Annotated in this window: 24 protein-coding genes and 1 rRNA gene; 4 read left to right on the forward strand and 21 right to left on the reverse strand. The window is 53.5% G+C overall.

From position 1 onward, the window contains the following. Positions 1–8: 8 nt before the first annotated feature. From HCR00_RS02835 to HCR00_RS02860, 6 genes are all read right to left on the reverse strand, one after another. Positions 9–980, reverse strand: a complete 972-nt coding sequence (locus tag HCR00_RS02835) for a hypothetical protein (RefSeq protein ID WP_167142536.1) — start codon at positions 978–980, stop codon at positions 9–11. After that, entirely contained in the window at positions 980–2,752 is a 1,773-nt protein-coding gene (locus tag HCR00_RS02840) for a peptidoglycan D,D-transpeptidase FtsI family protein (protein ID WP_167142539.1), read from the reverse strand. The genes HCR00_RS02835 and HCR00_RS02840 overlap by 1 nt, the downstream gene beginning before the upstream one ends. Positions 2,753–2,771: 19 nt before the next feature. Beyond that, on the reverse strand, positions 2,772–3,356 hold the full coding sequence (ftsL, locus tag HCR00_RS02845) for a cell division protein FtsL (RefSeq protein ID WP_166984554.1): 585 nt from the start codon (positions 3,354–3,356) through the stop codon (positions 2,772–2,774). Further along, on the reverse strand, positions 3,353–4,333 hold the full coding sequence (gene rsmH / locus HCR00_RS02850) for a 16S rRNA (cytosine(1402)-N(4))-methyltransferase RsmH (protein ID WP_167142542.1): 981 nt from the start codon (positions 4,331–4,333) through the stop codon (positions 3,353–3,355). The genes ftsL and rsmH overlap by 4 nt, the downstream gene beginning before the upstream one ends. A gap of 9 nt (positions 4,334–4,342) precedes the next feature. Beyond that, the gene (gene mraZ, locus HCR00_RS02855) at positions 4,343–4,774 is read right to left on the reverse strand and encodes a division/cell wall cluster transcriptional repressor MraZ (RefSeq protein ID WP_167142960.1); all 432 of its coding nucleotides are present in this window, start codon (positions 4,772–4,774) and stop codon (positions 4,343–4,345) included. Between the two features lie 260 nt (positions 4,775–5,034). Beyond that, positions 5,035–5,415, reverse strand: a complete 381-nt coding sequence (locus tag HCR00_RS02860) for a DUF3040 domain-containing protein (RefSeq protein ID WP_167142545.1) — start codon at positions 5,413–5,415, stop codon at positions 5,035–5,037. Between the two features lie 64 nt (positions 5,416–5,479). Here HCR00_RS02860 and HCR00_RS02865 point away from each other — a divergent pair, with 64 nt between their 5' ends. Beyond that, a complete protein-coding gene (locus HCR00_RS02865; RefSeq protein ID WP_167142546.1) occupies positions 5,480–6,580 on the forward strand; it encodes a polyprenyl synthetase family protein in 1,101 nt (366 codons plus the stop codon). A gap of 9 nt (positions 6,581–6,589) precedes the next feature. On the opposite strand, the gene HCR00_RS02870 is transcribed toward HCR00_RS02865, so the two are convergent. Next, entirely contained in the window at positions 6,590–6,919 is a 330-nt protein-coding gene (locus HCR00_RS02870) for an Rv2175c family DNA-binding protein (RefSeq protein WP_243854511.1), read from the reverse strand. A gap of 92 nt (positions 6,920–7,011) precedes the next feature. Between HCR00_RS02870 and pknB the strand changes: the two genes are divergently transcribed. Continuing rightward, the gene (gene pknB / locus HCR00_RS02875; protein WP_243854512.1) at positions 7,012–9,033 is read left to right on the forward strand and encodes a Stk1 family PASTA domain-containing Ser/Thr kinase; all 2,022 of its coding nucleotides are present in this window, start codon (positions 7,012–7,014) and stop codon (positions 9,031–9,033) included. Between the two features lie 6 nt (positions 9,034–9,039). On the opposite strand, the gene HCR00_RS02880 is transcribed toward pknB, so the two are convergent. Together HCR00_RS02880 and HCR00_RS02885 are read right to left on the reverse strand one after the other, a co-directional pair. Next, entirely contained in the window at positions 9,040–10,389 is a 1,350-nt protein-coding gene (locus HCR00_RS02880) for a class II 3-deoxy-7-phosphoheptulonate synthase (RefSeq protein ID WP_166984550.1), read from the reverse strand. 36 nt (positions 10,390–10,425) lie between these two features. Beyond that, positions 10,426–11,151, reverse strand: a complete 726-nt coding sequence (locus tag HCR00_RS02885) for a lysophospholipid acyltransferase family protein (RefSeq protein ID WP_166984549.1) — start codon at positions 11,149–11,151, stop codon at positions 10,426–10,428. Between the two features lie 158 nt (positions 11,152–11,309). On the opposite strand from HCR00_RS02885, the gene HCR00_RS02890 reads away from it, so the two are divergent. Next, positions 11,310–13,139, forward strand: a complete 1,830-nt coding sequence (locus HCR00_RS02890; RefSeq protein WP_167142549.1) for an AMP-dependent synthetase/ligase — start codon at positions 11,310–11,312, stop codon at positions 13,137–13,139. Between the two features lie 64 nt (positions 13,140–13,203). Here the strand turns inward: HCR00_RS02890 and def are convergent, their stop codons facing one another. Continuing rightward, positions 13,204–13,692: a peptide deformylase gene (def, locus tag HCR00_RS02895; RefSeq protein ID WP_166984547.1), complete on the reverse strand. Its 489-nt coding sequence runs from the start codon at positions 13,690–13,692 to the stop codon at positions 13,204–13,206. Positions 13,693–13,780: 88 nt separating this feature from the next. Here def and HCR00_RS02900 point away from each other — a divergent pair, with 88 nt between their 5' ends. Then, a complete protein-coding gene (locus HCR00_RS02900; protein WP_166984546.1) occupies positions 13,781–14,653 on the forward strand; it encodes a ParA family protein in 873 nt (290 codons plus the stop codon). A 75-nt stretch (positions 14,654–14,728) separates the two neighbouring features. Here the strand turns inward: HCR00_RS02900 and HCR00_RS02905 are convergent, their stop codons facing one another. From HCR00_RS02905 to rrf, 11 genes are all read right to left on the reverse strand, one after another. Continuing rightward, positions 14,729–15,253: a MerR family transcriptional regulator gene (locus HCR00_RS02905; RefSeq protein ID WP_166986331.1), complete on the reverse strand. Its 525-nt coding sequence runs from the start codon at positions 15,251–15,253 to the stop codon at positions 14,729–14,731. Between the two features lie 197 nt (positions 15,254–15,450). Then, a complete protein-coding gene (ftsR, locus tag HCR00_RS02910; RefSeq protein WP_167142580.1) occupies positions 15,451–16,140 on the reverse strand; it encodes a transcriptional regulator FtsR in 690 nt (229 codons plus the stop codon). Next, positions 16,140–16,598, reverse strand: a complete 459-nt coding sequence (locus HCR00_RS02915) for an FHA domain-containing protein (protein ID WP_424945190.1) — start codon at positions 16,596–16,598, stop codon at positions 16,140–16,142. Before HCR00_RS02915 ends, ftsR begins: the two co-directional genes overlap by 1 nt. 120 nt (positions 16,599–16,718) lie before the next feature. Then, positions 16,719–17,093, reverse strand: coding sequence for a hypothetical protein (locus tag HCR00_RS02920; RefSeq protein WP_167142583.1), 375 nt, complete (start codon positions 17,091–17,093; stop codon positions 16,719–16,721). A 253-nt stretch (positions 17,094–17,346) separates the two neighbouring features. Beyond that, a complete protein-coding gene (mnhG, locus tag HCR00_RS02925) occupies positions 17,347–17,763 on the reverse strand; it encodes a monovalent cation/H(+) antiporter subunit G (protein ID WP_166984541.1) in 417 nt (138 codons plus the stop codon). A gap of 2 nt (positions 17,764–17,765) precedes the next feature. Continuing rightward, the gene (locus tag HCR00_RS02930) at positions 17,766–18,164 is read right to left on the reverse strand and encodes an MrpF/PhaF family protein (RefSeq protein WP_243854513.1); all 399 of its coding nucleotides are present in this window, start codon (positions 18,162–18,164) and stop codon (positions 17,766–17,768) included. Further along, positions 18,151–18,756, reverse strand: coding sequence for a Na+/H+ antiporter subunit E (locus HCR00_RS02935; protein WP_167142586.1), 606 nt, complete (start codon positions 18,754–18,756; stop codon positions 18,151–18,153). Before HCR00_RS02935 ends, HCR00_RS02930 begins: the two co-directional genes overlap by 14 nt. Further along, positions 18,753–20,327 (reverse strand): Na+/H+ antiporter subunit D, encoded by a 1,575-nt coding sequence (locus HCR00_RS02940; protein ID WP_167142589.1) that lies wholly within the window; start codon positions 20,325–20,327, stop codon positions 18,753–18,755. Before HCR00_RS02940 ends, HCR00_RS02935 begins: the two co-directional genes overlap by 4 nt. Continuing rightward, positions 20,327–20,818, reverse strand: a complete 492-nt coding sequence (locus HCR00_RS02945) for a Na(+)/H(+) antiporter subunit C (protein ID WP_167142592.1) — start codon at positions 20,816–20,818, stop codon at positions 20,327–20,329. The genes HCR00_RS02940 and HCR00_RS02945 overlap by 1 nt, the downstream gene beginning before the upstream one ends. Then, entirely contained in the window at positions 20,815–23,682 is a 2,868-nt protein-coding gene (locus tag HCR00_RS02950) for a Na+/H+ antiporter subunit A (RefSeq protein WP_341766006.1), read from the reverse strand. Before HCR00_RS02950 ends, HCR00_RS02945 begins: the two co-directional genes overlap by 4 nt. A gap of 200 nt (positions 23,683–23,882) precedes the next feature. Next, positions 23,883–23,999: ribosomal RNA gene (gene rrf, locus HCR00_RS02955) — 5S ribosomal RNA — on the reverse strand. Positions 24,000–24,059 lie beyond the last annotated feature (60 nt).

Raw genomic sequence — 24,059 nt, forward strand, 5'->3', positions numbered from 1 at the left:
CTGGTTCTTTATGCTGTCAGCGGCGCGTTTGTAATCTCACCCGCATAAAGAACTACTGTACTCGCATCGCAGTTTGCACCGGCCGCAACTTTAGCTTCAGATACCGAAGTGTAATAAGAGACCTGAGCTCGGCCACCGCTGGCAGCGATCCCCTCTCTAACATTCTGCGCGGTTTCGCAGGCAACATACAGCAGATGCCCGGAGTGCGCAGCTTGAGCTCCGATCATGGCAGACTCTTTAGCATCGCAGCGGGCTGCAACTGTTTCGGCGTCGAGCACGATCCGCACCTCTCCGGGTGCCACATCGGTTAGCGCGTCAAGCAGATCGCGCAGATACACGAGGCCGACAATGTTGTGCTCAACCAAGAGCGGTGCTGTCTGCGCTGCCGACAAGCGTGCGCCGCAATCCACCTCTAGTGAACCAACATTTTTCAACATCGCGGCGATCTCAGCTATCGGCACGCCAACGGTCGCCAAAGTCGCAAGCGCAAGCCCAGCAGCTGTGGCCAAATCGGTCGAGAAGGTGGCGAGCCGCCCTCGAAGATAGCCGTCTTCAGGCCCCTGCATCGCAAAGCTCACAGCGTTTATGTTGTGGTTTGTAACCGCGAGATACCAGTCGGCGGTCTGCCCGTATTCAGAGGAATAGCGCACCACTTCACCCTGGGCTCGCTTCGCTAGATGCGCCCCGCTGCTGTCGTTGACGTTAATCACCGCTTGTGCCGCAGTCGCAGCTGCAAAAAACTGTGCGAATGTTTTAAAGCTGTTCTTTTCTGCCTCATTTGCCGGTTGGCCAAGCGTTTTAAATCCGCTAAAAACCAGTGTCTCAATTGCGGGTAGTGCAGTGCCGTTCACAAGGGCGTTAGCTATCTCCTGCTCTGAAAGCACTCCAACTTCGATATCACGACCCAGCAGGCGTAGATATGTCGACAGTAAGTGTGCGGTCTCAGCCGCATAGTGTCTTCCGGTGACCGCGATCCGCACTAGTACTCCTCCGGAATATCTTGGAAGCTCCCTGTGGAGGGCTCGATTTTAAAATGCCGGATCGCAGCTTCTGCGCTCTGTTTCCAGGTGCCAACCGCAGCAACACCACCGTGGCCATTCTTCGGGAAGGCGACCGAGGTCACCAGCACGTATTGCGGGTTATCCGCGGGGAAGTAACCTGCAAACGAGTGGACGAAGTCGCTGCGCAGCCCGCCCTGCCCGTCTGACTGCTCTGCTGTGCCTGTTTTTCCGGCGAGGCGGTAACCATCGATGCTGATTTCTTTGCCAGGCCAGTCAGCGTTAGCAACGTTCTCAAGCATGTTTTGCAGTTGCTGTGCTGCTCCCTCACTAATTACGCGATGGGATTCTCCCGCATCGTGGGTGGTTATTTCACCGTCAGATGCGGTGCAGTTTTTGATAAGAGTCGGTGGGACGTAGACTCCGTTGTTAGCAATCGTCTGATAGATAGCAGCGGTTTGCACAATAGTGCTGGAAACACCCTGCCCAAACATGACGTTGTAGCTGGTTTGCGCATCCCACTGTTCGGCAGGATACAGCAGGCCCGCGTCTTCAAACGGCATTCCGGCTTGGGTTGAGCGGCCGAGCCCGAAGCTGGTCATGTAGTTGAAGCGGGTTTCGCGGTCGAGCCGACTGCCAAGCATCGCTGTGCCAACGTTTGACGACCGTTCAAGAATACCGGTTGCGGTCCAGGGCGTATCGGCGTGTGCAAAAGAGTCGCGGAACAGCACATTAGGCTCAGGGTTCCAGGTCCAGGGCGTCAGGTTTTGAGTTTCGGGAGTGATCTGCCCCTGATCCAAAAGCGCTGCCATCGTTACAGTCTTATAGGTTGATCCCGGTTCGTATGGCAGCAGGAAAGCGCGCGAATCTCGGTGGCTCGGCTCGCTGGCTGCAACATTGTTCGGATCGACGGAGTAGTCTTCTGCGACCGCAACCAGCTCTCCGGTTTTCACGTTCATCAGCACCTGCATAACCCACTCAGCCTGCGCTTTATCGCGGATTTCGTTGGTGCGTTGCTGCAACTCCCACTGCAGGTCGCGGTCAATTGTGAGTTGCAGCTGACCGCCGTTGCGCACGGGTTTCTCGATAACACGGCTGCCAGGCAGTTGCACACCGTCAGCTGAGCGTTCATAGGTTTCCACACCGCTTTCACCGGTTAGGCACTCATCCTGCGACAGCTCTACCCCCGCTTGCGCAGCACCATCGGATCCAACGAACCCAATTATGTTGCCCGCAACAGCTCCGTTAGGGTAAACACGGTTAAAAACTGAGCTGAAGGTCAACCACGGAATGCCGAGCTGTTTGAGGCGATTAAGTGTTGTGAGATCAACTGATCGCTTCACATAAGCAAAATCAGAGTCAGGATCCTCTGCGAGAGCATCGTCGACAATTTTCTTTACCTCTTCAGGCTTCTGACCTATCACCTCAGCAATTTCGGCAAAAGCTTCTTCCGCTGTGGTTGCTTCATTTCCCCGGTAGAAAATACCGTTGCGCACCTTGGTGTTTTTTGGCGAGAGCTGCACATCGTAACGTTCATCGGTAACAGCCAACACCTGACCGTTCGCATCAACGATGCTGCCTCTCAGCGCCGGCACTTGCACCGGCACGGCACGCTTGCCCTGTGATTGCGCCGCGAGCGCGGGGCCGTTTACCACCTGCAGATCAACCAGCCGCACACCAAAAACGAGCCCCACAGTTACAACAACCGCAATAGCTGCTTTCGATCTGCTGATATTTATTCGCTTTCGTGCCACGCCCACACCTTAGGAAATTTTAGTGCGTCACCGGCGCTGGTAATTCACCCTTCCAGCTAACCGGACGCAAAACATCAGGATCCACAGGTTTATCACCGACTGTGTCAGCTCGCTGTGTGACACCGCCTGTTGCATCAAGAATTGTAATATCTGTGAGTGTTGAATTGGCCACTGTGTTTTTGACCGGCTTGCTTGTTGAGGGTGTTGGATTTCCGATGATGACACCGTCACTCAACCGAAGATATGCGGGGCTTTCGCTCAACACCATCCCGAGACTTGCTGCATTGTCAGCGAGATTCTGTGGGGAATTTTTAGCCTCAACATTCTGCGCTAACACAGTATTTACGCGTGTTACATCCCGCACCTCGCTCTTGAGTGCGGTTAGCTCGTAGGCGTCCATAGATGTGACCGCAACAAGCCCCATCTGCCCGAAGATAACCCCCAGCACAGTGAGCCCACAGGCAACCGTCATGCCAAAAGAGCGCTGCGCTTTTTTGGTTTGCGGCACAAGACGTAACTCGGGCCGTGTATATGTCGCAGTCTCATGCTGCGGTGTCTGCTGCAGCTGCTGGACTGCACTCAGTTTTCGCTGGGGGTTGCTCACTTGATTCTCACTCGGGTTACAGCTCTTAGGCGAACGGGGATTGAACGGGGATTAATTTCTTGCTCTGCTTCACTCGCGGTTTCAGCTCCGCGCGTCAACAGCTCAAACTCTGGGGCAAACTGCGGCAACTGCTGCGGCAAACCCGCTGGTGTAGTGTCGCGAGTAGCTCTAGCAAATTCAGTTTTTACGATTTTGTCTTCATGCGACTGATAGGCCATGGCTACGAGACGCCCGCCCACCGCAAGTTCGTGCATCGCTTTTGGCAGGGCGTCTGCCAGCACTTCAAGTTCGTTGTTTACGGCAACGCGCAGCGCTTGGAAAACACGTTTTGCCGGATGCCGCTGGTTTTTTAATTTTGCCGGGGTGGCTTCCTGCAAGATCTCCACGAGCGCCCCGCTGCGGCTGATCGGCTCGGCCTGGCGCGCGCGCACAATTGCATCAGCGTAGCGTGCCGCTAACGGTTCATCACCGTAGCGTTTGAACAAACTACGAAGCGCAGCTGCGTCCAGGCGCGCAAGCAGCTCAGCAGCGGTCTCCCCCTGCGACTGATCCATGCGCATATCGAGCGGTGCATCCTGCGCATAGGCAAAGCCGCGCTCAACTTCGTCAAGCTGCATTGAAGAAACGCCTAAATCAAACAGCACCCCACGCAGCTCGGCGTCAGCGCCTATCAGCCCCAACTCTTCCCGCACCGTCTGCAGCGCCGCTGGCAGTTCGTTATATACGGCGTGCACCGACACAAAACGTTCTTCGTATTTTGCTAAACGTTCTGAGGCCAGGCTGAGGGCGTTGGTGTCTCGATCAAGACCGATTAGCGTGACATTCTGGAAACGCTCTAACAGTGCTTGAGAGTGCCCCCCAAGACCTAGAGTTGCATCAATGATGATGCCGCCATTCTCTAGAGCGGGGGCGAGAAGCTCAACACAACGATCGAGCATCACCGGGGTGTGTTTTTGGGCTGCGAGCGAAGAGGTCATATTCGCGGGCTAGAACATGCCCGGAATCACCTCCTCCGCAACATCAGCAAAGTCATTTTCCTGCGCGGCAAGATATTCATTCCACGCCTCAAGATCCCAGATCTCCGCACGCTGCCCGGTGCCGATAACCGCAAGCTCGCGGTCGAGACGCGCATAGCTGCGCAAATTTGCGGGGATAGTCACACGGTGCTGCTTGTCTGGTGTTTCAGCGTGCGCGCCTGATAGGAAGACGCGCAGGTAGTCTCGCCCCTGGCGCGATGAGATCGGGGCTGTGCGCAGGCGCTCATTCATCTCTTCAAATTCACGCATTGTGAAAACGTAGAGACAGCGCTCCTGACCGCGCGTAATAACCAGCCCCTGACTAAAGGCATCACGAAATTTCGCAGGCAGAATGAGGCGCCCTTTCTCGTCCAGTTTGGGCGTATAGGTTCCCAAAAACAGCACAGAGCACCTCCCTTCCTATCACACCACTTTACTCCACTTCTTCCTCAAAGGTCGCCAAAATACTCCACGGCACACCGAAATATTCCCTATTTTTCAGCATTTTAGGCGGTGGATGAAAGTGGAGTTAAAAAAGAAACCCTGCTCCGAAGAGCAGGGTTTCTAAACACAAGGCCACACTAGAGGCGGCAGATTAGTTTCGGGGGTACGCTGCACGAAATCTGCGTAGCCCCGGTTAAACGCGACTACGCAAAGTTAAATCACAGCTCGCCTTCCATGCGACGACGCCACCGATCCTCAATTTTTTCCATGGGCGACTGCCTCGCCGCCTGAGAGTTAGCTGACTTTTCTGCAGCAGTTCTCGCTGTATTTTTCTCATTTTTTACGTTTGCGGGGCGAAAAGCGAAAAAGCCGCCCGCCAACATTGCAACAAAGCCAAGCAGCCCCAGCAGCGGCTGCTTCAAGGCAACCGCAGCAAGCAGCACCCCAACGCCGGCGATAATGATCAGTAGGCCGAACACTAGGTTGCGGTAGTTCAGCGGCTGCGGCGCCCTGTCAGTGGGCACCTCATCAGCTTCAGACGCATAGAACTCTTGTTCGATGCGTTGAAAAATCTCCTGCTCACGGTTGCTTAGGCTCACTACTTCGTCCTCTCAAGTGGGATGAATCCAGTCTAAAGTCGAAATCGCGGCTATGCTAGCCAGCGTGGGGCAATCAACCAGACTTGCAGAACTTGTTCAGGAACGAATTAATACATTTGTCGCTTCCAAGCGCACTGATTTAGAGCCGCTCGGTGAGAGCATTGCAGATTTGCTCACCGCCGCAAGCGACTTTCTCAGTGGCGGGAAGCGGATCCGCGCATATTGTATTAGCTTAGGTTTTACGGCCTGCCGCGAGCTGAATCTCACCTCGCCTTTAAACAATGATGCCGCTCGCGTTGTCAACGCCGCAGCCGCGCTGGAACTGTTCCACGCTGCAGCACTTGTGCACGACGACGTTATTGACCGCTCCGAAACCCGCCGCGGTAAGCCGTCTGTGCACACTAATTTCGCACGCAAACACTCACGTTCTGGGTGGCGCGGGCAGGCCGCCCACTTCGGTGTAGCTGCCGCCATCCTGTTGGGAGACCTACTGCAGTCGTGGGCTGATGAGCTGTTTCAAGAGGCCGTCGACAGCAGCGAGCCTGCCGCCGGCTCTCGCGCGCGTGGGCACTTTAATCGGATGCGCACAGAAGTCGCATTTGGCCAGTATTTTGATGTGTTAGAGGAACAGCAGACCACTTTCGCACCGCATGCCGAGCAGATGGAACGCGCAACCCGAGTGCTGCTCTATAAGTCTGCAAAATACAGCGTCGAAGAGCCCCTTCTGATAGGCGCAGCGCTTGCAGGGGCGAGCACGGAGCTTGAAAAAACGCTCTCTGGCTTTGGGGTGCCTGCGGGGGTGGCCTTCCAACTGCGAGATGATGTGCTTGGCGTGTTTGGTAACAGTGCGGTCACCGGTAAACCCAGCGGTGATGATCTGATAGAGGGCAAGCGGACGGTGCTTGTCACCCTGACTCGCAAGGAACTCAACACTAGCCTGCGCGCTATTTTTGATGACGTTTTTGGTGACGCTGAGATGACATCGCTGCAGTTAGAGATGTTGCAGCGCACAATCCGTGAAACGGGTGCGCTGGATCAGGTTGAAGAATTAATCGCAAAGAATATGCGTCTCGCGCAGCGGTTCGCTAGATCACCTGAGGTGGCTCCAGCTGCAGTAGAAAAACTTGTATCCCTCGCTGAGAGCATGGCAAAACGGCAGGCATAACTCGTGGCGTTAGCCGAGCAGCAAAGCTGCCGAACGCACGTTTGCCTTCTGCCCTTTTCTAAGCAGGGAGATCGGGGTGTCACCCAAGTGATCGTTTTCGGTGAGCAACCAGTCAACAGCTTCTTCAGTTGAAAGGCCGGCGTCTGTCAGCACTATTAGCGTGCCGCGCAGCGAGGAGACCACCACCCCGTCGGTGATGAACTCTTTTGGCACACGCAAAACTCCGTCAATTTTTACCGCTGCCAAAATTTGTTCTTCAAACATGCGGCGAACTTTTCCGGGGCTAGAGTCAAAAAGTTCCACTAAATCTGGAACAGTGTATGTATTTGTGATATCCACACCTCTACTCTGCCAGAAACAAAGTCATCACAACCAGGTTACAGAGCCTAAATTTTCGGTGAATCGTAAACATCTCTCGTAGACTAAATCAGGTGAGTGCAGTAAATCGTGATCAGTTCATCGGGAAGACCCTCGATGGCCGCTATCATGTTCGCGCTCGAATCGCCCGTGGTGGAATGGGAATGGTATACCTCGCAGACGATCTGCGACTCGGTCGGCGTGTTGCGGTAAAGGCGATGCACGCACACCTCGTGGACGATGACTCTTTCTTACGCAGATTTGAAAAAGAGGCGCAAGCGGCCGCCCGCCTCAACGATCAAAACGTTGTAAACGTATTTGATCAGGGGCTTGATGGCGATGTCCCGTATCTTGTGATGGAGTATGTGCCTGGGATCACACTCCGGGAGCTTCTCAAGCAACAAAAACGCCTGACTGCCGCACAAGCTATCGAGATCAGTGAGGCGGTGCTCAGCGGTCTCTCGGCAGCACACCAAGCTGGTTTTATTCACCGTGACGTGAAGCCAGAAAATGTTTTTCTGGCTGATGACGGGCGCATTAAAATTGGTGATTTTGGTCTCGCACGTGCGGCAAATAACAACACAACAACCGGCCAAGCACTGCTCGGCACCATTGCTTACCTCTCGCCAGAGCTGGTAACGCGCGGTGTCGGCGACACTCGAACCGATGTTTACGCTTTCGGGATCATGCTTTACGAAATGCTCACAGGGGTGCAGCCATTCCGTGGTGAGCAGGCTGTGCAGGTTGCATATATGCACGCGCACCAGGATGTTCCAAAACCATCCCTGATCTCACGCGAAGCATCTCCGGAGCTTGACGAGCTGGTGCGTTGGACAACCGCCCGCGATCCAGAAAAACGTCCGCGTGATGCCACAATCGTGCTCGCTCGGATGCGGGAACTGCTAGACGGAGGCCTCCACGCACCAACCAGGGTGCTGCCATCCGACGGGCCGGGATCCACCCGCAAGCTTGATCTGAATGCCACCGCAGCCACCACGGTGCTGGGCGCAACCGCTGTGACCTCTGTAGCTCCTGCAGCTGTAGCAGCAGCAGCCGTGCAGGAGCCAACACCGGCCGCTCCTGCCGGATCAAAAAAGCAAACTCCAAAGAAAAAAGCAACAAAACCGCGGGATGATGAGGGCCGGTTGCAGCCGGTTGCACAATCGCCAATTGAACGAGCACAGGCGCTGCAAAGAAAGCGCAGCAAGCGCGGCGCAATTGTAGCTGCTATCGCACTCATCATCACCGTCGCAGCAGGCGCGATCTCTTGGTACACATTCCAAGGTCCCGGCGCTCTCAAAACAGTTCCACAGGTATTGGGCTTGGAGCCAGAACAGGCGAGTAATGCAGTTACCGCTGCCGGGCTTATCCCTGAGCTTGCTGACTGCACAAACCCAACCGTTGCCCCCGGGCTTATCTCTGACGCAAGCCCTGCCCCGGATACCAGGGTGCCGGCTGACACCACGGTTAAACTCTGCCAGTCGATTGGTCCAGCAAGCTTGCCAGTCCCAACTTTGGTGGGGCTCTCTAGCGCTGAAGCTGAAAAGCTCATAACAGAAGCGGGCTTTACTTTTGACGGCATCACCTCCGAAGTTTTCGACGGCGGGGTTGCAGACACTGTGCTGGCCGCATTCGATGCAGACGGTAATCCCCTGGGTGCGGAGTATCGCGAACAGGGGCCGATAACCCTCGTTCTCTCCGCAGGCCCCGTTCCAAATGTGTCAGGCCTGAGCGCAACCGAGGCCAAAAACGTCGCACTTTCGGCGAAACTTAATTTTGATGAATCGCTAAACAGCGAAGCCTCTAGCGAAGATATCGAGTCGGGCCGGGTGATTGCGCTAGCGGGGGCAGAGACACTGCGTGTCGGTGACAGTGTGGGATTAATTATCTCTACAGGGCCCGAGCTTTTTGCAGTTCCTGACGTTACCGGCCTGCGCATGAACGAAGCGATCAAACGACTCGAGGAAGCCGGCTTTAAACCGCTGACAGGGGTGCCGCAGGCGCTCCGTAACGCGGTGCACGTGAAGGACACAAAGCCCGCTGCCGGCGAGAAAGTGCGCGCCGGCAGCGAGGTAGAACTCGGGTTTGAGCTTTAAAACTAATTAATGCTCAGCTTTTAGCAGCTCGGCAACCTGGAAGGCTAATTCCAGGGATTGCATGTGGTTGAGTCGCGGGTCACAAAGCGACTCGTAGCGCGTCTCCAGCGTCGCTTCATCGATATTTTCCGCCCCACCAAGACACTCAGTAACATCGTCGCCGGTGAGTTCAACATGCACACCACCGGGCACAGTGCCAGCTTCCCGGTGTGCTTCAAAAAAGCCCTCAACCTCATTCATGACGTCGTCAAATCGACGGGTCTTATAACCGGTAGAGGTGGTTATCCCGTTTCCGTGCATAGGGTCTGTCACCCACACAGGCTCTATGCCCTCTTTTTTCACGCCCTTCAGAATGTTCGGCAACACCTCGCGGATCTTGCCGGCCCCCATGCGAGTAATGAGTGTCAGGCGGCCAGGCTGACGCTCCGGATCCAGTTTGTCGACCAGACGCAGCACATCATCAACCGTTGCGGTTGGCCCAACCTTTAACCCGATCGGGTTTGCAACCTGCGATAGGTAGTGCACATGCGCGCCGTCCAGGTCGCGGGTGCGCTCACCTATCCAGAGGAAGTGCGCAGCGGTGTCGTAAAGCTTTCCGGTGCGTGAATCAACGCGTGTCAAAGGGCGCTCATAGTCGAGCAGCAGCGCCTCGTGCGCAGTAAAGAAGTCTGTCCGCGTTAGTTCACTAAAGTCTGCACCGCAAGCCGCCATAAAACGCACAGCGCGGTCAATCTCTTCTGTCAGCTCACGGTAGCGCGCATTTGCTGGGTTGTCTGCGAAGCCGCGATTCCACTCATGCACTGCGCGCAGATCCGCAAACCCACCCTGCGTAAACGCACGAATCAAATTCAAAGTTGATGCAGAGACATGGTATCCCTGAAGCAACCGGCTGACATCTGCCGCGCGCGACTCGGGTGTGAAGTCATAACCGTTAACAAGGTCACCGCGGTACGCCGGCAGCGTCACTTCACCGCGGGTTTCGGTGTTGCTTGAGCGCGGTTTTGCAAACTGACCGGCCATCCGACCAACTTTCACAACCGGCGTAGAGGCCCCATAAGTGAGCACAAGCGCCATCTGCAAAAGCGTTTTTACGCGATCGCGAATCTTATCTGCGGTCGCATCCGCAAAAGTTTCTGCGCAGTCACCGCCCTGCAAAAGAAAAGCTTTACCCTGGGCAACATCAGCCAGCTGTGTGCGCAGCTGATCCGCCTCACCAGCAAACACCAGCGGAGGTTGCGCAGCAAGCTCCCTTTGCACTTTCTCGAGCGCGCTTTTATCGGGCCACTGTGGCTGCTGTTTAATCTCCAGGTTTTTGTATTTATCGAGTTCAGCAAAGAGCTGCTCTTGAGCGTTCATTTTCACTTCTCCTGGATGGTGACCTAAGCCATAATTTTAGCGTTTTTTCTGAGCCTTTTGTGCTGCCAGTTGCGCACGCTGCTCACGCTCGATCTGGCCACGCACTGTCGAGGCATAAACGTCGACATACTCTTGTTTACTCAACGCTTGGATCTCATACATTATTTCATCGGTGATGGAGCGCAGAATAAACCGATCAGTCTCCATGTCTTTAAAGCGTGAGAAATCGAGCGGTTTGCCGATTATTGTGCCTATCCGGCGAATGCGTGGCAGACGCACACCAATGGGCATTGCTTTTTCGGTGTCAACCATAATTGCCGGAACAACCAGCGCACCAGACTGTAAAATCAAACGAGCAACGCCCGTCCGTCCCCGATATAAGCGCGCATCTGGGCTGCGTGTGCCTTCAGGGTAGATCCCGAGCACTTTGCCCTCGCTCAGAATTTTTAGACCTGTGGCCAATGAAGACTCTGAAGCTTTTCCGCCGGATCGATCCATGGGAATCTGCCCGACGCCCAACATGAAGTTGCGAACAAACCAGCCTTTAAAACCCTTGCCGGTGAAGTAGTCACTCTTAGCGAGAAAATAGACCCGCCTGTCGATCATCAGCGGTAGGAAAAAAGAGTCGATAACAGAGAGATGGTTACCAACAATAATTACCGGCCCCTCTTTGGGCAGATTTTCAAGCCCCTCAACCCACGGCCGATAGATCGTCTTCAGCAGCGGGCCAAGAATTAGGTGTTTCAGTATCCAATACAGCACCGAGGCATCCTTTCAATTGCTCTAAAGACTAACAGTTAGTGTATGCTAACAGCGCATTTATGCTTAATTTCTAACTGCTTTAGCATTTTTGCAGTTTCACCGGGTAGAGTTTTTGCAAACTACCTGAGCAACTTACATCAGTATCAAAGGAGCTACACGTGAAATCAACGAAGGTTGAGCTGCTGACAGACTTACTGCCAGACGAGAACCTCACCTACCTACTCGAGTCTCGCGTGGCTGAAACCCCCGATCGAGCACTCTTCTCAATTCCAGAGGGCAGCGCCTGGCGCGATGTAACCGCTCTAGAGTTTCACAAAGATGTGATCGCACTCGCGAAGGGCTTCGTCGCTGCCGGCATCCAACCTGGCGAGGGTGTGGCCCTGATGTGCAAAACGCGTTACGAGTGGACACTCATCGATTTTGCTGCGGCATACGCGGGTGCGTTTGTGATTCCAATTTATGAAACCTCCTCAGCGCTGCAAACACAGTGGATTCTGTCAGATTCTGGCGCTGTTGCGATTATCACTGAGAACGCAGATCATGCTGCCCGTTTTAATGAGATCAAGGGCGAAACTCCCGAGGTGAGAGAGCACTGGCGTCTTGATGAAAACATACTCGACGACCTCCGCAAGCAGGGCGCTGCTGTGCCAGATGCTGAGATTAATCACCGCCGCAGTATTGCTAAGGGCGCTGACACTGCAACGCTGATTTACACCTCGGGCTCATTCGGCCGCCCGAAAGGTTGCGTGATCACCCACAGCAATTTTGTTGATCTTTCAACAAACACTATGCTGCGCGTCGAAGAAGTGTTTAGACAAGAGGGCGCAGCAACTCTGCTCTTTATCCCGCTGGCACACGTTTTTGCTCGTTTGATTTCTGTGCTTGCTGTTTATGGCGGCATTCGGGTCGGGCACGCAGAGCCAACCAATCTGGTTGATGCGCTCGGATCCTTCCAACCGACCTTCCTGCTAGCTGTGCCACGCGTCTTTGAAAAGGTGTATAACGGCGCAGAACAAAAGGCAGAAGCGAGCGGTAAGGGCAAGATTTTCCGCACCGCAGCGCGCACCGGTGTCGAGTATTCACGTGCCTTAGACAAGGGTAAAGTGCCGCTCGGGTTGCAGCTAAAGTTCAAACTGTTCGATCGCCTTGTTTTCGCTAAACTGCGCCAGGCCCTGGGCGGAAAAGTGACCTACGCTGTCTCAGGATCAGCGCCGCTAAGCTCCCACCTCGGTCACTTCTACCGCGCACTGGGTGTGAAGATTCTTGAGGGATACGGTCTGACCGAAACCACCGCCCCGCTGTCAGTAAATCTGCCAAGCAAGCTGAAAATCGGTTCTGTCGGGCCGGTGCTTCCCGGCACCGAAGTGCGTTTGGGTGAAGATGATGAAATCTTGGTAAAAGGAATCGGTGTTTTCAAGGAATACTGGAATAACGAAGAGCAGACCAAAGCGGCTTTCACTGAAGACGGCTTCTTCCACACGGGAGATCTTGGTGAAATAGATGAAGACGGTTATATAAAAATTACCGGCCGTAAAAAGGAAATTATCATCACTGCGGGTGGCAAGAATGTTGCCCCGATGGTGCTTGAGGATCCGATCCGCTCTAACACGATTATTGCGCACCCGGTTGTGGTTGGCGAAAAACGGCAGTTTATTTCATGCCTGATCACTCTCGATCCCGAAATGCTGCCAAAGTGGCTAGAGAATAACGGTGAGGATCCAAATATGAGCCTCGCTGATGCTGCGAAGCATCCGAAGGTTATCGCTGAGGTGCAGCGCACAATCGACGAAGCTAACAAGTTTGTGAGCCGTGCAGAGTCTATTCGAGAATTCCGCATTCTGCCTGTGGAGTTTACCGAAGACAGCGGTCATCTAACCCCAAAGATGAGCATTAAGCGCGCAAATATTCTGAAAGATTTCAACTATGTTGTTGAGGAAATCTACGGCCCACGGCCACACACCGGCACTATCGGCACGGTGCAAAGCTAAAAACAACCAGTAATGATTCCGCCAGAGTCAGCGTAAACACACTGTCTCTGGCGGAATCTTTTTTTTAAAACCAGGCCGACTCGCGAATCTGCTTCATCGCCTGTTTACGCTGTGCTGCATCAAGCCTCTGAATATACAGTTTGCCGTCAAGGTGATCGCACTCGTGCTGGAGTGCCTGGGCTAATAACCCTTCTCCTGCGATCACAACCTTATTACCGTTAAGATCTATGCCGGTAACACGAGCTTTCGGGTAACGCTGCACTTGGAACCACAGGTCAGGGACCGATAGACAGCCCTCACCCGTTGGCACAGGCTCACCGAAGACCTCCAGCTCGGGATTCAAGATATAACTAACTTTCCCATCGATATGCAGACTAAACGCGCGCACGTTGTGACCGATTTGTGTCGAGGCGAGACCCGCACGACCGTCAAAGGCAACGGTGTCTAAAAGATCGGTGACATGCTGCCGCAGACCATCGTCAATTTTGGTGATCGTATCGCAGACGCGACGGAGCACCGGATCACCAAAAACTCTAATCTCACGAACAGCCATTCTCTCCTCAATCTTCAGCTTCGTTTTAAAACCAGATTACAGCCAGCTCATTGGTAGTTACCATGTGGGTGGCTATAGAATTAGTACCGTGAAGGTTATTAGCATCAGTTCCCTAAAAGGCGGCGTCGGCAAGACAACCGTAACACTCGGTCTCGCGTCTGCAGCGTTCTCGCGCGGCCTACGCACGCTTGTGGTTGACGCCGATCCACAGTCAGATGTGTCCACCGGGCTTGATGTTGAAATTACCAGCGAGAATGTCAATATCGCAGATGTGCTTTCCGATCCGAGCCGCGTGCGTGAGGCAATTATTCCAAGCGGCTGGGGCCGTCACCATGCGGGCACAATCGACCTGCTACTGGGAAGCCCTTCAGCAATTAATTTTGATGGCCCACACCCCTCTATGCGAGAGGTGTGGCGTCTCGAAGAAGCACTAGCTCAGCTCGAGAACGACTACGACCTGGTGCTCATCGACTCTGCTCCCTCACTAAACGCCCTCACTCGAATCGCTTGGACGGCCAGCGACCGTGTGTTGGTTGTGACTGAGCCCGGCCTCTTCTCCGTTGCAGCAGCCGATCGTGCACTGCGCGCCATCGATGAGCTGCGCGCCGGTGTCAGCCCCCGTCTTGATCCGCTCGGTGTTGTTGTTAACCGCGTGCGCCCTCAGTCGCAGGAGCATCAATTCCGTATTCGTGAGCTGCGAGAAATATTCGGCGAGCTGGTGCTCGACCCAGTGCTCCCTGAGCGCACCACTATCCAGCAGGCAACCGGGGCCGCCAAACCAGTGCACATGTGGCCGGGTGAGACAACGCAACAGCTTGCCGCGAGTTTTGACTTTTTGCTCGATACCGCCGCAAAGTCTTTGAATATGTCTATCCCGCCGGCAGGCCCAGTGGGAACAACTGAGCTTATTACCTTAGACGCGATAACAACCGCTGATCTCAGCAGCGTCGATGTTAGCTAAGGCGTTAAGGCAAACAAAATATAGGTGAGGGCGGGTGAAACAATTTTGTTTCGCCCGCCCTCACCTATAAAACCTCTAAGCCAGCTTCAGCTGTGCCCGGCGGGCAGCGTACTCCCCCTCTTGGGCAGCAGCATGCTGTTCGGCAGCCTGGCGGTGCTCTTCAAAGCTCAACAGCGAACTCTCAACCTCGTGCACAACCTTGCCAACAGCGATGCCAAACACACCCTGTCCGCGGCCGAGCAGATCCATAATCTCATTACCCTCTGTGCAGAGATAAATACCCGCACCATCACTCATAAGGGTCACACCGGCAAGATCCTGCACACCGTGGCTGCGCAGCTGCTCTACCGCAAAACGCACCTGTTGCAGATTCACCCCAGCCTCAAGCAGTCGCTTCACAAGCTTTAAAACCAAAATATCTCGAAAGCTGTAAATGCGCTGCGATCCTGACCCGTGCGCATCCTGCACTGTTGGAGTTACAAGGCCTGTTCTTGCCCAATAGTCGAGCTGACGGTAGGTAATATCTGCGGCTTTCCGGGCAACACTGCCACTAAAACCACCGTTTTCATTGGGGCACGGTAAGCCGTCAGTAAAAAGCATCTCACTATCGACAGGGGTCAAGCTCGGGTCAACACTGCTCTCCAACACCGACTCCTTTCATAATATAAAAACCAACCGCGGCTAGGCCACAGAGAACTACGCTATCTATCGTGCTGTTGAATTGCAACATCGACGCAATCTAATGCAGCGTGTCGCGAGTGCAAAGGTTACAACTTAACAACGGCATCTAGTTGCGTTTATCTGCGCTTAAGTGCTCTGCGCATAACAGCCGCCCGTAAAACTTCATAGTGAGATGCCAGCTGCAGCTCAAATTCACTGCGCTCAGGAGAGGGTGCCTTACCTTTACGGGCAATAGCCGTGTGCCGGATCACCTCAGCATCTTTCTCTGCTCCCAGACGGAGTGCGCGCAAATGGCGCGGGGTCAAACCCGCTTCAGCCATACGCATAATCGCTTCGAGCTCTTTGACCGCATCTGCGGGATACACTTCAGCTGCTGGAAGAAGCCCGGCACTGATAGCCTCTGCTAAAAGTTTTGCGGGGGCACCTGTTATGCGCAGGAGCTCTTCTCGATTCAAAACGGGATGCGGAGAAAAGATGGACGGCGCCTCTTGCGCACCACCCGGCAGCTGGGGGGCGCCGCCGGCGTCAAGCTCAGTAAAATACTCGACAATCTTGTCGATAGGCATGAAGTAGTCTCGTTGCAGCACAAGCGCCTGACGCAACCGTTCAATATGGGCTTGAGTGTACTTACGGTAACCGCTCGGAGTGCGCAGTGGATCAACCACGCCGCGATCCTGGAGGTAGCGCAGCTTGGAAGCTGATAGATCACTAAAGTCACGCTTCAGCAGCTGCTCAACCTGACCGATTGTGAATAGCTGCGTGCTTGAATCAGTTGCTTGCGCCCTAAGCGCGGTTAACTTCACCATTAGACGGTCTCGGGTAGATCAAATCGTGAGGCGAAGAAAGTAAAACGATACTTCCCGACCTGCACCTCATCACCATCGTTAAGCACTACGGTGCCGCTGATGCGCTGACCACCTAGATAGGTGCCGTTCAACGACCCGAGATCAGACACTGAAAATTGCACACCGTCGCGCACAAACTCAGCGTGGCGGCGCGAGACCGTGACATCGTCAAGGAAGATATCAACCGCTGGGTGGCGCCCAGCAACAGTGCTATCCTGGTCGAGCAGGAAGCGAGCGCCCTGGTTGGCGCCGCGCCGCACCACCAGCAACGCAGCGCCTGACGGAAGCGACTCTACCGCCTCACGTTCTTCAATGCTGAGATCAGTGGCGCGAGCGCGAATAATCGCGGCTAAATCGGCCTGAAACTGTTCGGTAGCGCGCACCTCAGTTTCTGCTTTTTCGTAAGCCTCATTAGCCACGATTAACACCGCCTTCACTATCGTATTTAGGGGAAATACCTCACCCTCTAAACTATCTCAAATACTATTCTTTTGCACCTTCAGATGCAGCAGCTGTGAAGCTACTGAGAGCACCCTAGATTAGTTATTTACGGCGGAGTCAGCCGGTTTAAATAACGCCTCTAAAAGCAGCGCAACAATGACCACCATTGCACCGAAGTGCAGCCATGGAGTGAATATGTATAGATAGTTAGTAGCGACCATTGCCACAATCCATGAAACTAAGGCGAGCGTGAGATATACGAGCTGCTCACCTTTGGGTGGCGCAGTTTTTCCGTATTTTCCGGCGGCGCAGTGTAGCGCCACAATCGCTAGCAGAAACAGGATAAATTGCAGTAGTGCCGGCACCACAGCCCAGACTGACCGATCCAAGCCTTCCGCCGTCAGCGCCATAACCGCCGGTAGAACTCCCCCGCCGAGAACGGCAGCAACAGCGTTCACAATTTTAAATCTCATTTTGATTCTCCTTCGAATCTAGGCTTGAGACGCGCCGATCACAACGCTGCCCCAAGCCTTCGTAAATATAAGTGATACGCTCTGCAAACCGACCCAGTGTCGAAGTTCTAGTCGGGGGGGGTATTAGGTTCAGTAATTTTGCACCTTACGGAATCTAATGTAATTAGTTTCTTTAACATGAGAACTCTCCCTTCGTCTTTGAAATTGAGTACTCATTTCTCTGTATAACACAAACTCCTATAATTAACAAAGTTTAAGTGTTTTTGATCGACCAGCCCTCTTCCGCTGAAATATCAATGCGTCTAGGATCCTCTACGTCTGTGTTCGCACGCTGAATAACCGGCTCAAGCTCATCCAACGCCAAATGTTCGCGATCAATATGACCCGCACGATACGCAGCGCGACCAGCCATGTGCGCCGACACAGGCGCAGTAAGAGACTGCAGAATAAAAACCGGCAGCAGCGCAAATAGTGTCATCAAATTACGCTGATCAAGAGCAACCGCCAAAATAATCAGTAGCAGCCCAAAAATCTGTGGTTTCGTCGCTGCGTGCAAGCGGGACAGAGGGTCTTTAAAGCGCAGCAAACCGATTCCTGCTGTTGCAGAAAGCAGACCAGCGCCGAGCACACACACTGCTGCTGCAATTTCCCAAATAGGAGACTCTAACACGGCTACCCCTCCTTCTTAGCTGTAAAGTCTGTCTGCGGTTCAGAATTAGCGTGCGTAATCTGAATTTCTCCGGTCGCAGGACGCTCACTTTCTGTGCCCTGGCTTGTAGAAACGCCCTTCTCCAGAGTTGTCGGATTAGCGCGACGCACATATCGCGACACAGTTACGGTTGCTAAGGCTGCAGTCGCAGAGATACCGATCATAACCGGGACAGAGTTGTTGTGATTATTAATAACCATCTCTGCCCCCATCGCTAACACAATAGTTGTGAGCAAAACGTCACTGGCCACCAAACGATCAAGAATCGTCGGCCCCTGAAGAGCACGAATAAGGGCGCACAAAGCAGTGATGGCCAGCGCCCCAGCTCCGACCCAGACGAGTGTATTCTCAAGAATTAGCACGACAATCCTCCATATCTGAACGCGAACCAATGGCGTTTACCAGCAAGCGTTCGATCTTATGGACATCGCGACGCAGCTTGTCGCGCTGTTTCTCTTCCGGCCCGTGCAACATGTGTAGATAAAGCACGGAATTAAAACGGTCAACATCCACAATCAAGGATCCGGGGATCAGTGAGATTGTCAGGCCTGTCATCGTAAGGATAAAGTCACTTCTTGTGCGCAAACGCACCTCTACAACCGCCGGGCTCACCCTTTTGAAAGGGTTAACCGCATGCCATGCCACCTGCAGCGAACCGAGCACAAGCTCCCACAGGAAGTAGATAAAGTACTGCAGCGCAGCAAAAATATTAAAACGTCCGGCAAGCTCAACCGGTGGCAGATAAAAAACACGGGTAACAAGAATCGCGACCGCAATACCGGACACAAATGACATTGGCGTGACTTCTTGCCACAGCATCATCCACACCACAACAAGACCGAAAATTAGTGGCAGTTCATGCACCCGAATCAAAAAATGAAAACGCCGGTCTGTGTAGCTTTCTGCGCTGTCACGCAAGCGCTGCGCCCGCTTCTCAGTTAGTTCGGTAGTCATGGTTTAACCTCCTGTGGTGGGTCCACATACCATGGGATCTGCAGCTCTCGATCGCTTAACACGCGACCAGCCCGGTCTGCGTAGCTCATCAAAGGCCCTGCGAACAGGGTCAACCCTAAACAGACAACAACCATGCTCGCAGTTGCGGCAGTCATCAGTTTTGGAACCTCTCGTGACCCGCGCTCCGGCCCCAAATCTGGTGCATCTACTAGCTGTTGGAGCATACTCTGCCCGTCTTTTATTTCGCTCTTCGGGCGCCAGAAAGAAAGTGTCCACATCCGGATCAGCGCGTTTAGAGTTAGCAGCGACACAACCGTGCCGATCCCGATTAACCAATAGTGCGTTGCAGTCGGGTTTGCAGCAGCCGCACTGAACAAGCCGACTTTACCAAGGAACCCGGAAAACGGCGGAATACCACCAAGATTCATCATGGTTATGAAGGTCATAACTGCAAGCAGAGGCGCTTTCTTTAACAGACCACTGAGTCGCTCCATGTTAGTTGATCCGCCGACGCGCTCAATCATCCCAACACACAGGAACATAGTTGTCTGCACAATAATGTGGTGAATTATGTAGTAGACGGTCGCGTTAAATCCCGCCGCAGTATTGATCGCGATACCAAAAAGCAGGTAACCGATATGGCTGACCAGCGTGAAACTCAAAAGCCTCTTTATATCGCGCTGTGATAGTGCACCAAGAATACCGACGATAAGAGTCAGGGCCGCCATCCACATCAGCAACTGATTAATATCAGACTCCGGAAAGAGCATAGTTTGGCTGCGCAAAATAGCGTAAATACCAACTTTTGTCAGCAGACCCGCAAAAACCGCAGTAACGGGCGCGGGAGCGGTTGGGTAAGAGTCTGGCAGCCAAAATGAGAGCGGGAAAATAGCTGCTTTAATGCCAAAAGCAACAAGCAAAAGGAGATTTAGGGCGAGCTGTATTTCTGGGTTCAGCTCAGCAATTCGGATCGAAAGCTGCGCCATGCTTACAGTGCCTGTGGCGCCGTAAATAATGCCCAGCGCCGCAAGAAAAAGCACAGAAGAGACCAGGGAGACAACAATATATGTGATGCCCGCACGAATACGTGGTCCGGTGCCACCCATTGTCAGAAGCACATAGCTTGCAACGAGCAAAATTTCAAAGGCGACGTAGAGGTTAAACAAATCGTTGGCTACGAATGCGTCGAAAACTCCCGCTCCCAAAACCAAATAGCTTGGGAAGAAGATAGAAACAGGGGTTTCCTCATCACCATCAGATAGACGCTGCCCGATAGAGAAGACAAGCACTGCTATCAGCACAATCGCCGAAGTTGTAACAAGCGCTGCAGAAAGTCGATCGGCCATTAGCACAATTCCAACAGGCGCTTCCCAACCACCGATAGCCATTACCAAAGGCGCATCCTGCACATCGATAATGACCATCATTGCAACACCGATTAACGCTACAACAGTGAGCGAAACGAAGGTGATGAGACTCTGCAGGTTTCTGCGCTGCGGCACCGCCAACGCCATAGCAGCACCAAGCAGGGGAACAAGCACCACCAGGGGCACAAGTGCGGCTGTGTCCATTATTCTCCCTCCGTCTTAGTCTGCTTTTTCGCGGCCGCGCTTAAGCGGTCATCTTCGCCGTCATCATCGATATCGAACTCAACAACCTGTTCGAGCTCTTCGGGTGAAATCTCTTCCACAAAACCGTGCTGTTCAGACTGCGTAATCTCAACATCTTCAGCGTCATCACTCACCCGGTCGTCGTGATCTTCAGCATGCCGGAAAGCGCGATATATCAGTGCCAGCAGAAAGGCACTCACCGCAAAAGTAATCACAATTGCAGTCAACACAAACGCCTGCGGCAGCGGATCATTCATCTCTTCCGCTTCTGCAGTTCCTACCAGAGGTGCTGCGCCGAAACTACCGGACATCATGAAAATTAGCAGGTTGGTGGCGTTTCCAACAAGCAAGAAACCGAGCAAAATTCTGGTAAAACCGCGATCGAGCATGAGAGTAAAACCAACCGCATACATGACCACCATAGCTACAACTAAAAGCAGCGAAACTGTCATCGTGCTGTCACCTGCCGATCTGATTCCGTGTGCACATCAATCTGCGCGCCGAGTGAGCGAACCACATCGAGCACCAGCCCAAACACGATAAGGTACACCCCAATATCGAAAACTGTTGAGGTCACCAGCGCAAGCTCACCAAAAATTCCAAGGTCGAGATCGATCCAGTTAGATGTCAGCGCGGCCTGTCCAAACAGCATTGGAGCAATAACTGTCAGGGCCGCGATAATCATACCGATACCAACTATGCGCCCCGCGTCAAATGGCACTGTTGCACCGAGCTCGGTGCGACCGCCCGTCAAGTATCGTGCAACAACTGCCATGCCGGCAATAAGACCGCCGGCAAAACCACCACCGGGGCTGTTGTGCCCGGCAAGCAGCATGTAGATCGAAAGAATAATCAGAATATGGAAAATTAATCGCACCACCACTTCAAGCACGATCGACCGCCGTTCCGGGCTCAGGTCGCTCCCTGCAAGCATCCAGTTGCCGCGCGCGACTGAGCTCTGCGGGTCAACAACCTGGCGGAACTTATGCAGTGCATTTGACCTGGCGTCACGGCGACTAATCTTTGGCAGATTATCTCCGCGTTCAAAGAGGAACACGAGGGAGGCAATACCTGTTGCCGCAGCGATAACGACGCTCAGCTCCCCGAAAGTATCCCAACCACGAATATCGACGAGCGTGACGTTTACAATGTTTTTCCCGTGCCCACCTGAGACAGCAAGCTCAGCAAAATCAACTGAAACTGGTGTGTGAATGCGCGCACCGAGTGCAGTCAGCGCAAAAACTCCCAACACAATACCCATTGCTGATCCAATAAAGATATTGCGGATCCTGAGCGGCAGTTTTTCACGCCGTGAGAGACGCTGCGGCAGGCGCCGGATCACCAAAACAAAAGCAATCAGCGTAAGTGTCTCAACAAGCATCTGTGTCAGCGCCAAGTCAGGGGCACCGTGCAGAGCGAACAGGGCTGCCATAGCGTAGCCGGCAAACCCGACAAGAATCGCTGCTTGGAATCGCTTGGTGGCAAGCAGCGTAGCAACTGACGCGATTATCAGCACAGCAGCAATCACAGCCTGCACAGGGCTCCCCAAGTAGGTATCGACAAGCGGCTGTTGCGATAGGAGTAGGTGACCACCAACACCCACGGAGGCGACTGTCAAGGTCACAGCGAGATAGAACGGCAGGGAGCCACGTTGGGTCAGAGCGGTAATCCAGACTGCAACGCGATCCAACACCAAAAATAGATCTGCGAAAAACGCGGGAGCTGAAAACCTATCTTCGAAATGCGGCAGCCTAGAGTCACCAACCCCGAAAACAGGAATTAATAGGGCACCAACTATTAACACCGCAACGGTGGTGCCGAGTGCTGGTGTAATACCGTGCCAGAGAGCGAAATGTTCAATAGTTTCGGCCGTTGGCCGCACCCGCTGATATATCGGATCAAGCAGATTTGAGAAGATACCGCCGAAAAGAGCAAGCGCGCTAAATACCGCCGCAGAGAAAAGCATGGGTTTGCTAACATCGTGGAGTTTTTCGACTTCGGCAACTCCCTTTTTGCTTGCGAAAGCACCATATGCAAAACGGAGCATATACGCGACGGTGAGCACGGATCCTGCTACCAAAACCCCCAAAACAAGTGGTGCGTAAGGATCGTTAAGATGATGAATCAACTCTGTAAGAGCTGCCTCTTTTGCCACAAAACCGATAAGCGGCGGGAACCCAATCATCGACAGCGTCGCAAGAACTGCGACTGTTGCAAGCAAAGGTGCCTGTTTTCCGAGACCGCTGATCCGCCTTAGGTCGCGTGTTCCGGTATAGTGCTCGATCAGACCAACTGAGAGAAACAGCGGAGCTTTAGCAACTGCGTGCGCAAAAAGTAGCGCAGTTGCAGCAGCGTCAACGGCGGGGATGGCTACACCGTAGAGCATAACAAGCATCCCCAGCTGGCTCACTGTGCCGAAGGCGAGCACGAGCTTTAGATCAGTCTGGCGCAGTGCGCGTATTCCGCCGAGCAGCATGGTAACCGCACCGAGAATAACGAGTGTCGCACGGTAGCCGGGGATATCTCCGAATGCTGGCCCGAGCAGAGCCACTAGGAGGATACCGGCTTTAACCATTGCTGCCGCGTGCAAATAGGCGCTAACAGGGGTGGGCGCTGCCATAGCCTGCGGCAACCAAAAATGGAACGGGAAAATAGCAGATTTAGAAAGCGCACCAGCCAAAAGCAGGAAAACAGCAACAGCAGCGGCCGTAGATGAGGGCGCCGCGGCAATAATTGCACTCAGGTTGGCCTCGCCTGTTTCAAACACAAGAATAATCAGACCAACCAGCATGGCAAGACCACCAATAGTGGTGATAATAATTGCCTGTGCTGCTGCGACACGCCCCGTACGCTTCTTACCGTTATGCGCGATAAGCAGGAATGAGAAGACGGTTGTTGCTTCCCAAAAAATGAAGAGCAAAAATACGTTATCGGCAATTACAAGCCCCAGCATAACCGCTGCAAAGGCTGTGAATACCGCGCCGAATCTAGGGACGTTCTGATCTGCCACCTGGAAGTATCGCGCGCAGTAGAAAAGAATCAGCGCTCCAGCGCCTGTTACCAGAAGCGCAAGCAGGTTTGTAAAAAGATCTATCCGGAAGGTGATGTCGATGGAAAATTGCGGGATCCATGCGTAGTGCTCAGAAATAGCTTCGCCGTTAAAAGTTTGAGGCAAATACGTCGCCAAAGCGCAGAAGGCCATGGCTGGAACAGCAGCTAGAGCAAAAAAGCCGTTTCGTCCAAAGCGGCGAAGAAGTGGGTATGCAAGAAGGCTTGCAAAAGAGTATAGCGCTAGTGAAAAAGTGATCACTGTCACGAGAAAACCCCTGGGCCGATTGTTGGAGCCGGCACACAAATACTGAATCTAACCCTACATTGCTAACCTTAAAACTATCTGGCTAGGGAAACTGAAATGTCTCGTATTTTTTTGTGTATATATAAAAATAGTGGGGGCATGTTCCCCACTCTCACCACAACGGTAAGAGAAGAAAACACACCCCCACAAGAAAAAAATAATTCCGGCAGTGACCTACTCTCCCACACCCTCCCGAGTGCAGTACCATCAGCGCTGTCAGCCTTAGCTTCCGGGTTCGGAATGTAACCGGGCGTTTCCCTGACGCTATAACCACCGGAAAACCCTTCAACAGGACTCCCCAAAAAAGTGGAACCAATATTAAATTACCAACATTTAAG

Source organism: Canibacter zhoujuaniae (assembly GCF_011752005.1).
Taxonomy (GTDB): Bacteria; Actinomycetota; Actinomycetes; order Actinomycetales; family Microbacteriaceae; genus Canibacter; species Canibacter zhoujuaniae.

Excerpts from the sequence above, each read along its gene's own strand:
- rsmH (WP_167142542.1), bottom strand. The coding sequence starts at position 4,333 with ATGACCTCTTCGCTCGCAGCCCAAAAACACACCCCGGTGATGCTCGAT.
- HCR00_RS02880 (WP_166984550.1), bottom strand. The coding sequence starts at position 10,389 with ATGAACGCTCAAGAGCAGCTCTTTGCTGAACTCGATAAATACAAAAAC.
- def (WP_166984547.1), bottom strand. The coding sequence starts at position 13,692 with ATGGCTGTTCGTGAGATTAGAGTTTTTGGTGATCCGGTGCTCCGTCGC.
- HCR00_RS02905 (WP_166986331.1), bottom strand. The coding sequence starts at position 15,253 with ATGCTTTTTACTGACGGCTTACCGTGCCCCAATGAAAACGGTGGTTTT.
- ftsR (WP_167142580.1), bottom strand. The coding sequence starts at position 16,140 with ATGGTGAAGTTAACCGCGCTTAGGGCGCAAGCAACTGATTCAAGCACG.
- HCR00_RS02920 (WP_167142583.1), bottom strand. The coding sequence starts at position 17,093 with ATGAGATTTAAAATTGTGAACGCTGTTGCTGCCGTTCTCGGCGGGGGA.
- HCR00_RS02935 (WP_167142586.1), bottom strand. The coding sequence starts at position 18,756 with ATGACTACCGAACTAACTGAGAAGCGGGCGCAGCGCTTGCGTGACAGC.
- HCR00_RS02940 (WP_167142589.1), bottom strand. The coding sequence starts at position 20,327 with ATGGACACAGCCGCACTTGTGCCCCTGGTGGTGCTTGTTCCCCTGCTT.
- HCR00_RS02945 (WP_167142592.1), bottom strand. The coding sequence starts at position 20,818 with ATGACAGTTTCGCTGCTTTTAGTTGTAGCTATGGTGGTCATGTATGCG.